Below are 13,294 nucleotides of genomic sequence, written 5' to 3' on the forward strand. Positions count from 1 at the left end.
TGTAGAAGAAGAAACCGTCCACGGCGTTGACCGCGACCTGGTCGAAGGCCAGGGCGTAGCCGCCGATATCAAGGAGCACTATGCCCAGCTTGTCGACCGCGTTCGGGCAGCCCGCCAAAGCTACTACGTCAACGACGCCCCCACCATCTCGGACGCCGAGTACGATACCCTCTACCGTGAGCTTGAAAAGCTAGAGGCCCAGCACCCCGAACTGGTTGCTAACGACTCACCCACCCAGGAAGTCGGTGGCGAAGCCTCAGCAGCCTTCGCCCCGGTCACCCACCTGGCCCGCATGTACTCGCTGGAAGACGTCTTCTCGCTCGACGAGCTTGGTGCCTGGCTAGACCGCGCCGAAACCAACGCCCAAGAGATGACGGGCGCTCGCCCTGCCTGGCTCACCGAACTCAAGATTGACGGCCTGGCGGTCAACCTGCTCTACCGCAAGGGCAAGCTGGTGCGCGCCGCTACCCGCGGCGACGGAACCACCGGCGAAGACGTGACTCACAACGTCCTGACCATCGCCTCAATCCCTACCCAGCTCGCCGGTAGCCACCACCCCGAAGAAATCGAAATTCGCGGTGAAGTCTTTATCTCATCGGCTGACTTTAAGGCCCTCAACGAGCAGATGGTTGAGCAGGGCAAGGCGCCCTTCGCCAACCCGCGAAATGCGGCAGCAGGCTCCCTGCGGCAGAAGGACGCCGCCCTGACCGCCGAGCGCCCCCTGAGCATGTTTGTGCACGGCATTGGCTCCCGCACCGGCCTCGATATCACCACCCAGTTTGAAACCTATACCCAGCTCCAGGAATGGGGTCTGCCCGTCAGCCCCTATTCCCAGCTACTCACTAGCCGCTCAGAGATTCTTGAATTCATTGCAACCTACGGCGAAAAACGCCACTCCCTGGTGCACGAAATCGACGGCATCGTTATTAAGGTGAACGATTTTTCCACCCAGGAGCGCCTGGGATATACCTCCCGCGTACCCCGCTGGGCCGTGGCCTACAAGTACCCGCCCGAAGAGGTCAACACTAAGCTACTCGATATCCGGGTGGGGGTTGGCCGGACCGGCCGCGTGACCCCCTTCGGTGTGATGGAACCGGTCAAGGTAGCCGGCTCAACGGTTGAGATGGCAACCCTGCATAATCAGGACGTGGTCAAGGCCAAGGGCGTGCTCATCGGCGATACCGTGGTGCTGCGTAAGGCAGGGGATGTCATCCCCGAAATTGTGGGGCCCGTGGTTGCCCTGCGCGATGGCAGCGAACGGGAATTCGTGATGCCCACTGATTGCCCCTCCTGCGGTCAGCCCCTGGCGCCCGCTAAGGACGGCGATGTGGATATCCGCTGCCTCAATGCCCGCTCCTGCCCCGCCCAGCTCACCGAGCGCGTCAACCACCTGGCAGGGCGCGGAGCTTTCGATATTGAAGCTTTAGGTTATGAGGCTGCTAAGGCCCTGACCAGTCCTGCGGCTCCTGATCAGGCCCCGCTGATCTCTGAGGCCTTCCTCTTTGACCTCACCGCTGAGGACCTAGCAGATGTGCGTATTGAGCGCGAGAAAAAGGTCAAAGGTGAACCTACGGGTAAGACCGAACTGGTTCCCTACTTCTATACGCGGGGTACCGCGAAGAAGCCGAGTGCCCCTACCCGCAATACCGAAAAGCTCTTTGAGCAGCTAGAGAAGGCAAAGAGCCAGCCCCTGTGGCGGGTGCTGGTCGCCCTCTCTGTTCGGCACGTGGGGCCCACTGCAGCCCGGGCCCTGGCGACCGAGTTCGGGTCGATGGACGCAATACGCGAAGCAAGCGAGGAGCGCCTGGCAGGCGTTGACGGAGTGGGCTCCATCATTGCTAGCTCGCTCAAGGAATGGTTTGCAGAAGACTGGCACCGCGAAATCGTAGACCGCTGGGCGGCAGCCGGCGTGCGGATGGAGGACGAACGGGACGCCTCAATCGAGCGCACCCTGGAAGGCCTCACTATCGTGGTAACAGGTACTCTGGCTCGTTTTACCCGCGATAGCGCGAAAGAAGCCATTATCGTGCGAGGTGGAAAAGCCTCGGGGTCTGTTTCGAAGAAAACTAACTATCTGGTGGCCGGTGAATCCGCTGGCTCTAAGCTCGATAAAGCTGAACAGCTGGGTGTGACGGTGCTGGATGAAGAAGGTTTTGAGGCGCTTTTGGCGCAGGGGCCGGACGCTGTTGCTTAGGGTGTAGGTCACAGGTAGGTCACAGGCTTCTTTGAGTCTGTGACCTAAATGTGACATAAGACTCTGTTGTTCGATGGGGGACGTCGCTGAACTTTAAGAAATTTTTAAAGCGGGGTAAACCTGTCTTTAATGATAGACAAGTCTTGATGCGTTAAGTGACTGTAGCCCGCTTTAAACCGCAGAAATACGGGCTTGTTGCCGGTGTTAAGGGTGGTGCAAGCCTGTCTTTAAAGCCAATTGCCCAGGGGAGGGCTAGGGGTCTTGGCTTCGACTGCAAAAGGTGTTCTGTCTCAAAAATGGGTTGGCAAAGCCGAAATCGTTACGTTATCGTTATCAACGAATCAAAAATGACCAGCTAGCCATAGGGCTGATGGTCCATAGCTCACAGTGGAAGCTGTGGGCGCATGCTGGGCTCTACCGCACACCTGATGCCGTCTACAGGGTAAAGCCTCAAATGATCCAATCTACGTTACGGGTAGACGGCAACGCTAAGACGTCCAGGGATGGAAAGAGCGTAAGGTGGCCTAATGGAGCATTTCATGACTTCCAACATTCGTCGTTCAGCAGCAGCACTTGCAATCGGTGGCGCAGCAGCAGCCGCAACCCTGGTGGCAGCACCCACTTCAGCAAACGCAGCTCCCCTCGAAGCTTGGGAAGCTCTCGCACAGTGCGAGTCAGGTGGCAACTGGTCCATCAACACCGGCAACGGCTACTACGGTGGCCTGCAGTTCTCACTGTCCTCATGGGCAGCCGCAGGTGGCACCGGCAACCCCGCAGCTGCTTCAAAGGCAGAGCAGATTCGCGTTGCTGAAAACCTCCTTCAGATGCAGGGCTGGGGCGCTTGGCCTGCATGCAACGCTAAGCTTGGTCTTGCAAACTACGGTACCGCAGCACCCCAGCTGCCTGCTGAAGCTCCCTCTGTTGCTCCCCAGGCAACCCAGGTAACTGAAGTTGCAGCAGCTCCTGCTGTTGAAGCTACACCTGCACCCGCAGCAGAGGTTGTTGCTGAAGCAGCACCCGCAGCTAACACCTACACCGTCAAGGCTGGCGATACCCTGTCAGAAATTGCTTACGCTCACGGCTTCAACGGCTGGGACGAAGTACTGGCAGCTAACGCTGACCTGATTCAGGACGCCGACGTCATCGAAATCGGCTGGGTTCTGACCATCCCCGCTAAGTAAGACCTCTTAGGTACTGAGACCTTTAGCGGACTCTGATCTCACACCATCGTCCCCTCACCTGCACAGGTGAGGGGACGATTCTTTTTTAAATCGTGTTATGCCCCTAGGCGGGCTAAGATAGAAACTGAAAACCTATGTCTAACTCGTGGAAGTGATTATGTCTGCTATTACGAGTGAGCAGGTGGCACACCTTGCCATGCTGGCTCATATCGAGATGACTGATGAAGAGCTAGCCGCTATGGCCGCTGAGCTCGACGTCATCGTAGAATCCGTCAAGTCAGTCTCAGACGCCGTCTCAGACGATATCCCGGCAACCAGCCACCCTATCCCGCTCAAGAACGTCTTCCGTGACGATGTGGTGGGCGAAACCCTGACCGCTGAGGAAGCTCTCTCAGGGGCTCCCGATGCTGAAGACGGCAAGTTCAAGGTTCCGGCAATTTTGGACGAAGACTAAGGAGCGGGCATGAACGACATCATCAAACTTTCCGCAGCAGAACTTGCTGACAAGCTGGCCGCAGGGGAACTGACTTCTGTTGAAGCAACCCAGGCCTACATCGACCACATCATCGCCACCGATGGCGAACCTCTGGACGCAGAAAACCGCGCAGCCGGTAAGAGCGGCCTCAATGCCTTCCTGCACCTCAACGCTGAAGAGGCCCTGGAAGTTGCTGCCGCCGTGGACGCAGACCGTGCCGCCGGCAAAGAACTACCTGCCCTGGCAGGCGTCCCCATCGCCGTTAAAGACCTCATTGTCACCAAGGGCCAGCCCACCACCGCCGCCTCCCGTATGCTTGAGGGCTGGATGAGCCCCTACGACGGCACCGTCACCCAGAAGATCCGCGAGGCCCGTATGCCCATTCTGGGTAAGACCAACCTCGACGAGTTCGCCATGGGCTCCACCACCGAGCACTCAGCCTTCGGCGTCACTCGCAACCCCTGGGCCTTGGACCGCATTCCCGGTGGCTCCGGCGGCGGCTCCGCTGTAGCTGTTGCTGCCTTCCAGGCCCCCCTGGCCCTGGGCACCGATACCGGTGGCTCCATCCGTCAGCCTGCAGCCGTCACCGGCTCGGTCGGCGTTAAGCCCACCTATGGCTCGGTCTCCCGCTACGGCGTCATTGCCATGGCCTCATCCCTGGACCAGGTCGGCCCCTGTGCCCGCACCGTCCTCGACACCGCCCTACTGCACGAGGTTATCGGCGGTCACGATCCCAAGGACTCCACCTCCCTGAACGAGCCCGTGCCCGCCTACGCGGACGCCGCCCGCGCCGGTGCCGCTGAAGGTGGCCTCAAGGGCCTGCGCGTCGGCGTCATCAAGGAACTGACCGGCGAGGGCTTCCAGCCCGGCGTCATGGCCCGCTTCAACGAATCTCTAGAGCTGCTCAAGGAAGCCGGTGCAGAGATTGTTGAGGTCTCCCTGCCCTCCGTTAAGGAAGCGATCGGGGCCTACTACCTGATTATGTCTTCCGAGGTCTCCTCCAACCTGGCCAAGTACGACGGCGTCCGCTTCGGTCTGCGTAAGCTGCCCGAAGAAGGCCACGTCACCATCGAGCGCGTCATGGCAGCCTCCCGTGCCGCAGGCTTCGGCTCGGAAGCCAAGCGCCGCATCATCCTGGGCACCTACGCCCTGTCCGCCGGCTACTACGACGCCTACTACGGCTCAGCCCAGAAGGTGCGCACCCTGATTCAGCGCGACTACGCCAAGGCATTTGAGGTTGCAGACGTGCTGATTAGCCCCACCGCTCCCACCACCGCCTACAAGCTGGGGGAGAAGACCAAGGGCGACCCCATGGCCATGTACAAGGGCGATATCGCCACCGTACCCACCAACCTGGCCGGTGTACCCTCCCTGTCCCTGCCCGGTGGCCTGGCAGATGAGGACGGCCTGCCCGTCGGCATCCAGTTCACCGCCCCCGCCCACGAGGACGCCCGCCTCTACCGCGCTGGTGCTGGCCTGGAAGCCCTGCTGACCGCTAAGTGGGGTGGCTACCTGCACGAGCAGCTGCCCGACACCGCCGCCCTGATCCGTGACTTTGACTTCGAGGGAGCTAAGTAAATGTCTGACGAAATCCTGTCGTTTGAAGAAGCCATGGAGAAGTACGACCCCGTACTCGGCTTCGAGGTTCACGTAGAACTCAACACCAAGACCAAGATGTTCGACGCCGCTCCTAACGAGTTTGGCGATATCCCGAACACCAATGTAACCCCCGTCTCCCTGGGCCTGCCCGGTGTGCTGCCGGTGGTCAACGGCAAGGCTGTTGAATCAGCTATCAAGCTGGGTCTGGCTCTGGGCTGCGACATTGCACCCATCAGCCACTTTGCCCGCAAGAACTACTTCTACCCCGATACCCCCAAGAACTTCCAGACCTCCCAGTACGATGAGCCCATCGCCGCTAACGGGTCACTGGACGTTGAGCTGGAGGACGGCACCGTCTTCACCGTCGATATCGAGCGTGCCCACATGGAAGAAGACGCTGGCAAGCTGACCCACAAGGGCGGCACCGCCGGCCGTATTCAGGGCGCAGACTTCTCCCTGGTCGACTACAACCGCGCCGGTGTTCCCCTGATTGAAATTGTTACCCGCCCCATCGTGGGTGCGGGCGACAAGGCTCCTGAACTGGCCCGTGCCTACGTGGCTGCCATTCGCGAAATCGTCAAGAACCTGGGTATCTCCGACGCCCGCATGGAGCGCGGTAACGTACGCTGCGACGCCAACGTCTCGCTCATGCCCAAGGGTTCCACCGAGTTCGGTACCCGCTCAGAAACCAAGAACGTCAACTCCCTGCGTTCGGTTGAGCGTGCGGTGCGCTACGAGATTCAGCGTCACGCGGCCGTCCTCGAAGCAGGTGAGAAGGTTGTTCAGGAAACCCGCCACTGGCACGAAGACACCCGCGAGACCACCAGTGGCCGCCCCAAGTCTGATGCCGACGACTACCGTTACTTCCCCGAGCCCGACCTGGTTCCGGTCGTCACCGACGAAGAGTGGATTGAGCGTCTGCGCGCCGAGCTGCCCGAGCCTCCCGCCGAGCGCCGCCGCCGTCTGAAGGCCGACTGGGGCTTCTCGGACGAAGAGTTCCGCGACGTGGTCAACGCCGGTGCTATGGACGCCATCGAAGAGACCGTCGCCGCCGGTGCTCCCGCCTCAGTTGCTCGTAAGTGGTGGATGGGCGAGATTGCCCGTATCGCCAAGGAGCGCGAGGTTGAGCTGACCGAAACCGGTGCAACCGCCGCTACCATCGTTGAGCTCAACCAGCTCATTGAGGCTAAGAAGATTAACGATAAGATCGCTCGCCAGGTGCTGGGCTTCGTGATCGACGGTGAAGGCACCCCGGCTGAGATCGTTGAGAAGCGCGGCCTGGCCGTTGTCTCTGATGACTCGGCTCTGACCGCCGCTATTGACGAGGCTCTGGCCGCTATGCCCGATGTTGCCGACAAGATTCGCGCCGGTAAGGTCCAGGCTGCTGGCGCCGTGGTTGGCCAGGTTATGAAGGCTACCCGCGGTCAGGCAGATGCCGGACGCGTGCGCGAGCTGATTCTCGAAAAGCTGGGTGTTGAGGGCTAAAGTCCTCTGACCTGCTGAGCTATGTGCCGGGCGTTCTCCCCTGTGGGGAGGACGCCCGGTTTCTCTTAGGTACTGAAGGAGGACGGTACAAAGAAGGCGCCCGCTCTGGGAAAGAGGGGCGCCTTATTACTTTGCACCGCGGGTAGGGCTCTGGGGATAAGAGCTCTACCCGGTGAGCGGCCGATGCACTAGGGAAACAAATCGGCCGCGGCGCTAGATAGCAAAAATCGCACTGAGGCTATCTAGCTTTTCTCGATATAACGCGGTGGGAGGTTGTGCACTAGTACAGAGGGGGGAAACTAGGAGCGAAAACATGCACCAGGGGCGGGATGTCCTTTTGTCAGAAGCTCTGAACCTCTAGCACCGGTTAGGGTTATCGAGTGTAAGGGAAGGTGGTTACCACATCCACCAAACCTTACATGTTTAGGTTATGTTCTCCCACGTCTCACTTATATCGCAGAGCGATCAGGGGACCTAGATATTGGGCGTGGTAGGAATCTAGGTAGCAGCCGACCAGCTCAGGGTAAGGCGGGTGTCTTTAATACTGGGGTAGAAATGGGAGAGATAATCGGTTACTTCTCCGACACAGGTAATAGTGGCATTTGAAGCGTTGGCATCGGTTTGCTCGGTGAAGCGGACGGCTAAGGGTTTTCCTGCAGTAGTCAGTTTGATAGCGGCGGAATAGCTGCGGTGGGTGAAGGGCAAAAGGAGCTGGTAGCTGCCGTCTGCCTGTGGTTGGACTGTACCGCGGACATTGAACCGCAGCATAAAGGTTTGTAGGGGTTGGATGAAGCTGGTGGGGGTGAAGACCCATTCCTGGTCTTCGCTGACGCGCGATACGGAAAAGTGCCGGTTGTCGCAGATGAGCTCTTGCCCCTGGGGCAGGGAGAAGACGAAGGCCGAGCAGCCTGATTCGAGGCTGAGCAGGGTGTAGGTGGCGTGGAGGGTAAAGACACCGGGGTCAGTCGGGTCAAGCTGAATATCCAGGTAGCAGCTTGAGGTTAGTACCTGGGGGTTAGTGCGGAGGAACTGTACGGTTTCTGAGTCATCGAACCCCTGGGTGGCTGCCTTGTGCAGGGTCTTACGGGTTCGCTCATCGAAGCCGAAGGTCTCGCTCAAGAGATCAATGGTTTCGCTACTGATGTGTTCGCCGGTAATGGCTCGACGCACCCGGTCTTTGTACTTGTGGGGTGGGATTTCTAAGCCGTAGACCGTATGTTGGTGGGCACTCATAGCGCGGGCGATAGCCCTGATAGAGAACGGGTTGGCCTCGCCCAGTTTTTCGTGGTGGACGTAGCGTTCCCACACATCGCGGACGTAGGGTTCAAGGAGTTCTGAACGAAGCAGGGAGCTCACCAGGTGGGTCGTGGAATCGGTGCCGGAAGGAGAAGACATGGTTTTAGTGGGAGTTCGAGGAGTCGAGAGAGGAAGGATGCACGGAGGTGCCCCCGTGGTAGTGGCGGACGGCTCCATCATGGTCTGATTCCCAAAAGTAGGCGAAGACAGTGTCTTCGGCGATGGGGAAGCTCATAGAGTAGCGGAGCTGAGCGGGAAGCTCTATCACTTCGAGCAGGTTTTCATCGCGCATGGCTTGGGACCAGATTTTCTGGTGCATATTGGTGGGTGGGGCATCGAAGGTAAGGGCCAAGCTGGTGTTGAAGCGGGCCGGCGTAAAAGGCCCTAGAGAAGCGTAGTTGAACTTCTCTCGTTTACGGAGCATGGGTTCGATATTGAGGTCGATCCGGTAGCGGATCTGGTGCACCTGTCCGTAGCGAATAGGGTAGGGCGTCCTAATAGCTAGCTGCCACATGGTGTTTTCCTCGTGATGGATATGGGCGCGTTCATGCTCGTTCATAGAGATGAGTTCGCCACCTTCAACAAGGGTGGCGGTAGAATCCGTGGACTCGAAGCGCGGAGAGATGAGGGTGAGCTCATCAACCTCAGAGCGGATAATCTCGGTGACGACGAAGTGGCGCATGAACCCGAAACGGTCGACGTGGCCGTCCATCAGGGTGGATAGGGAGGTGTAGTTGCGGGTGTCGATGGTGCGTTCGGCGCTGGTGAGGGTCTCTGCCCGCTGGGCGAGCTTGCGGCTGAGACTGTGGGCTGAGAGGGCCCGCTGCAGTTCTCTGGCTTCGGCTGAGGTGAACTCGAAGGCCGTGATGAACATGTGGGCGGTGGCGTCCGAAATCGCTTCACCGTTGAGGGCGCGCGAGACCCGGTCTTTGATGGTGGCCGGGTCGATGTCCTGGTCGAGGTAGTCAGAAAGCTCGTAGGCGATGAAGGTGGCTACGGCTCGTTGGTTGATGGAGTTACCCCGGCGTCTTTGCACGTGCCGCATCCACTTTTCCCGGTAGGGCGGCTTATTCAGCAGGGAGAGCAAGATTTCGTGGGGGACGCGCGGGGTGAGATCTACTAGATCAGCGGACGGGGGCATGAGCGGGTTTACTCCGTGACGCTAGTGGCACCCAGGTGGGTGAGCAGGAAGGAGTAGTCCCAGGCAATTTCGCGCCAGGCGGTGTAGCGGCCTGAGCCGCCACCGTGGCCGCCGTCCATCTCAATTTTGAGCAGGGGAGTGGGGGAGGCCGGGTCGATGGTTTCGCGCAGGGCTGCTACCCACTTAGCCGGTTCGACGTAGAAGACGCGGGTGTCGTTGAGGGAGGTAACAGCTGCGATGGCCGGGTACTTGACGGGGCGGATGTTTTCGTAGGGGGTGTAGGACTTCATGTAGTCGTAGACCTCCTTGTCGGTGATGGGGTTGCCCCATTCTTCCCATTCCAGGGCTGAGAGGGGCAGGTTGGGGTCGAGAATGGTGGTGAGGGCGTCCACGAAGGGCACCTGGGCCAGGCAGGCCGCGTATTTTTCGGGGGCCATGTTGACGACGGCGCCCATGAGCAGGCCGCCGGCTGATCCACCCATGATACCGATACGGGCAGCGTCCACCCATGCCTGGGAGGCTAGGAAGTCGGTGGCGTCGATGAAGTCGGTGAAGGTGTTTTTCTTGGCTAGCTTCTTGCCCTCGGTGTACCAGGCGCGGCCCATTTCGCCGCCACCGCGGATGTGGGCAACGACGAAGATAACGCCGCGGTCCAGCACGCTGAGGCGGGCGGTGGAGAAATAGGGGTCCATGGAGGACTCATAGGACCCGTAGCCGTACTGAATCACGGGGTTTTCCTGGGCCTTATCGAGGTCGGCGCGGTGCATGACGGAGAGCGGAATCATGGCTCCGTCCGCTGCCGGTGCCCACATGCGGTAGGCGGTGTAGTTCTCGGGCTCGTAGCCGATGACGGGGGTGCGGCGGCGTAGCACGAGGTCGTCGGTATCGGGGAAGTAGTCGTAGACGCTGCTGGGGGTGAGGTAGGAGGTGTAGTTCAGGCGGATAACCGGGGACATGATGTTCACACCGGAGAAGGCTGACGTGTAGAGCTCTTCGGTGAATCCGCCGGGCTCGTAGAGGTCAATACCCTGGGGGTGGGCAGAAGCTGCCTGCTCAGCGAGAGCGGTACGCGGGGCAACGAATACCTTAACGGTGGTGCTCTCGCGGGCCATGAGCACCAGATGGTTGCGGGAGAACTTGAAACCCTCTAGGCGGACGTCCTCGCGGTGGGGCACCAGGGGAATCCAGCTGGCCTTGAAGTCGGCAAAGGGTACATATTCTTCCCGCAGGGGGGCCAGCACGATTTCACCGTTGGGGGCCTCGTGGTTGTGGCCGATGACCAGGTAGCCGGTGCCCTCCACATCGATGACGTCGGTGGAGTACTCGATACCGGCGTCCCGCTTCATAATGAGGGTGGGCTCTAGCTGGCCCAGCTCGTGGATGTTAATAATACGGGTCTCTGAATACTCGGAGTTTGAAGAGGTAATGACCACGTGGGTGCGGGAGGACGACATGCCGGCTCCCAGCCAGAGCCCGTTGTCGTCCTCGCGGTAGAGGGCAAAATCTTCAGACGAACTGGTGCCGATAGCGTGGGCGCGCACCTCATAGGGGCGCCAGGACTCATCGGCTACCGAGTAGATCAGGTGCTTAGCGCCGGAGGCAAAGAAGGCGCCAGCGAAGACGTCCTCAATCTTTTCCTCCAGAATCTCACCGGTGTCAAGGTTCTTGAAGTACTGGGTGTAGCGCTCGTCGCCCGAGTCATCAACACCGAAGGTCAGCAGGGAGCCGTCGCGGGTGACCTGGAAGGAACCCAGGGAGAAAAAAGCCATGTCGCGGGCAAACTCGTTGCAGTCCAGCACGACCTGCTCGCCGTCAAGCGGCTCACCGGGGCGGACGACCGGCGGCTGGTAGCGCTCTTCAACGCTGCCCTCTGTGAGGGCGGGGACGCGGCACATGACCGGGTACTGCTCACCGGCAACCGTGCGGTTAAAGTACCACCAGGCCCCGCGGCGCGAGGGCACCGACATATCGGTGAGCTGGGTGCGCCCCTTAATCTCTTCAAAAATAGCGTCCCGAAGGGGCTGCTGGTCTTCTGTGACCGCCTCGGTAAAGGCGTTCTCAGCGCGTAGATGCTCTAGAACCTCGGTGCTTTCCTTATCGCGCAACCACTCATAGTGATCAACAAAAGTATCACCGTGATGGGTGCGCTCAACGGGTACACGCTTGGCAAGAGGAGGAGTCAGAGACATCATCAGCCCTTTCGTAAAAACTCGCTTCCCACCATTCTAAATGACGCTCATAGAACGTAACGTACGCAATACAAGGACACATGCTGAAACTTTAGAGCCTTTTCTTGACGGTCCGCGGGTGGGCCAGCCAGACTAGAGACAGGTCAAGAGAACCAGCGCTAAGCCCCAGCTAGCTGGTCGGCAACCCTCCACTCGCGGTGGGGTGCCCTGGGTGATGACCTGGCGTACCCACCGAGAACCAGGTACGCAAGCGCGGGACCGATGTGCCTCTATCTTCTGTGAGGGCATCAGATTCTTTTCCTCCTTACCCGGGCGGAAGATACGGCATGCGGCCCGTTTCAACTAAACACTGAGACAAACCTTCATTAAGGAGTAACCGCATGACCACCGAGAACACCGTTCCCACCCCCTCAAACCCCACCGGCTGGAAGTTCGAAACCCAGCAGATCCACGCAGGCCAGGAACCCGATGCGGCAACCGGCGCCCGCGCCCTACCCATCTACCAGACCACGTCCTTTGTCTTCAAGGACTCCGCCCAGGCAGCAGGCCGCTTCGCCCTCTCAGAGCTGGGCCCCATCTACTCCCGCATCAACAACCCCACCCAGGAAGCCGTTGAAAACCGTATCGCTGCCCTCGAAGGCGGCGTCGGTGCCCTGCTGCTCGCCAGCGGCCAGGCAGCCTCAACCTTCGCCATCCTGAACATCGCTGGGGCCGGGGACCACATCGTTGCATCCCCCTCCCTCTACGGCGGCAGCTTCAACCTGCTCAAGTACACCCTCAAGAACCTGGGCATCGAAACCACTTTCGTTGACGACCCTGCCGACCCCGAGTCCTGGCGAGCAGCAGCCCGCGAGAACACCAAGGCCTTCTACGCAGAAACCCTACCCAACCCCCGCGGCGACGTCCTCGACATCGAAGCTATCTCGGGTGTAGCCCACGAGGTCGGTGTGCCCCTCATCGTCGATAACACCATCGCCACCCCCTACCTGCTCAACCCCATCAAGCACGGTGCTGACGTGGTCATCCACTCAGCCACCAAATACCTGGGCGGCCACGGCACCTCGGTCGGCGGCGTCATCGTAGACTCCGGTAACTTCGACTACGGCGCCTACCCCGACAAGTACCCCCTCTTCAACCAGCCCGACGAAAGCTACCACGGCCTGGTCTACGCCCGCGACCTCGGCGCGGACGGTGCCTTCGGAGTCAACCTCTCCTACATCCTCAAAGCCCGCGTATCCCTACTGCGCGACCTCGGCTCATCCATCTCACCGACCAACGCCTTCAACATCGCCATCGGCCTTGAAACCCTCTCCCTGCGCGTAGAACGCCACGTAGAGAACGCCCTCAAAGTCGCCCAGTTCCTCAAAGACCACCCCCAGGTCGAATCGGTCACCTACTCCGGCCTGCCCGATTCCCCCTACTACGAACTGGCTCAAAAGTACCTGCCCAAGGGGGCTGGCGCCGTCCTCGGCTTCACCCTCAAGGACGCCGATGCCGAAACCGCCCAGAAATTCGTGGACTCTCTCTCCCTCCACTCCCTGCTGGTCAACATCGGTGACGTGCGCTCCCTGGCCGTACACCCGGCGTCCACCACTCACAGCCAGTCCACCACCGAAGAGCTTGAAGCTATCGGCATCAACCCCGCCTTCATCCGCCTCTCGGTAGGTATCGAACACATCGACGACATCCTCGCCGACCTCGAACTCGGTTTCACCGCTATCCGCTAAGGAAAGG

Annotated in this window: 9 protein-coding genes and 1 riboswitch; of the genes, 6 read left to right on the top strand and 3 right to left on the bottom strand. The window is 60.0% G+C overall.

Annotated features, from left to right (window positions below):
* The first annotated feature begins 37 nt into the window (after nucleotides 1–37).
* The 5 genes from ligA (at nucleotide 38) to gatB (ending at nucleotide 6,934) form a co-directional block, all read left to right on the top strand.
* Nucleotides 38–2,194 (top strand): NAD-dependent DNA ligase LigA, encoded by a 2,157-nt coding sequence (ligA, locus tag L6963_RS04535; protein WP_237206890.1) that lies wholly within the window; start codon nucleotides 38–40, stop codon nucleotides 2,192–2,194.
* A gap of 539 nt (nucleotides 2,195–2,733) precedes the next feature.
* A complete protein-coding gene (locus L6963_RS04540) occupies nucleotides 2,734–3,375 on the top strand; it encodes a transglycosylase family protein (protein WP_237205956.1) in 642 nt (213 codons plus the stop codon).
* Nucleotides 3,376–3,532: 157 nt separating this feature from the next.
* Nucleotides 3,533–3,829 carry an Asp-tRNA(Asn)/Glu-tRNA(Gln) amidotransferase subunit GatC gene (gene gatC, locus L6963_RS04545; RefSeq protein ID WP_083093415.1) on the top strand — a complete coding sequence of 99 codons (297 nt, stop codon included), beginning with the start codon at nucleotides 3,533–3,535 and terminating at the stop codon, nucleotides 3,827–3,829.
* 9 nt (nucleotides 3,830–3,838) lie between these two features.
* Nucleotides 3,839–5,428 (top strand): Asp-tRNA(Asn)/Glu-tRNA(Gln) amidotransferase subunit GatA, encoded by a 1,590-nt coding sequence (gene gatA, locus L6963_RS04550; RefSeq protein WP_237197366.1) that lies wholly within the window; start codon nucleotides 3,839–3,841, stop codon nucleotides 5,426–5,428.
* Nucleotides 5,429–6,934 carry an Asp-tRNA(Asn)/Glu-tRNA(Gln) amidotransferase subunit GatB gene (gatB, locus tag L6963_RS04555; protein WP_237206725.1) on the top strand — a complete coding sequence of 502 codons (1,506 nt, stop codon included), beginning with the start codon at nucleotides 5,429–5,431 and terminating at the stop codon, nucleotides 6,932–6,934.
* 498 nt (nucleotides 6,935–7,432) lie between these two features.
* Here the strand turns inward: gatB and L6963_RS04560 are convergent, their stop codons facing one another.
* From L6963_RS04560 to L6963_RS04570, 3 genes are read right to left on the bottom strand one after another with little or no spacing between them, the layout of a single operon-like run.
* Entirely contained in the window at nucleotides 7,433–8,329 is an 897-nt protein-coding gene (locus tag L6963_RS04560; protein WP_237197364.1) for a hypothetical protein, read from the bottom strand.
* Between the two features lie 4 nt (nucleotides 8,330–8,333).
* Nucleotides 8,334–9,371 (bottom strand): hypothetical protein, encoded by a 1,038-nt coding sequence (locus L6963_RS04565; RefSeq protein WP_237197362.1) that lies wholly within the window; start codon nucleotides 9,369–9,371, stop codon nucleotides 8,334–8,336.
* A gap of 8 nt (nucleotides 9,372–9,379) precedes the next feature.
* Nucleotides 9,380–11,563 (bottom strand): S9 family peptidase, encoded by a 2,184-nt coding sequence (locus tag L6963_RS04570; protein ID WP_237206726.1) that lies wholly within the window; start codon nucleotides 11,561–11,563, stop codon nucleotides 9,380–9,382.
* A gap of 138 nt (nucleotides 11,564–11,701) precedes the next feature.
* Nucleotides 11,702–11,819, top strand: a riboswitch (SAM riboswitch).
* Between the two features lie 121 nt (nucleotides 11,820–11,940).
* Here L6963_RS04570 and L6963_RS04575 point away from each other — a divergent pair.
* Nucleotides 11,941–13,287 carry an O-acetylhomoserine aminocarboxypropyltransferase/cysteine synthase family protein gene (locus L6963_RS04575; RefSeq protein WP_237206727.1) on the top strand — a complete coding sequence of 449 codons (1,347 nt, stop codon included), beginning with the start codon at nucleotides 11,941–11,943 and terminating at the stop codon, nucleotides 13,285–13,287.
* Nucleotides 13,288–13,294: the final 7 nt, after the last annotated feature.

It is taken from the genome of Rothia nasimurium (assembly GCF_928392795.1).
Lineage (GTDB): Bacteria > Actinomycetota > Actinomycetes > Actinomycetales > Micrococcaceae > Rothia > Rothia nasimurium_F.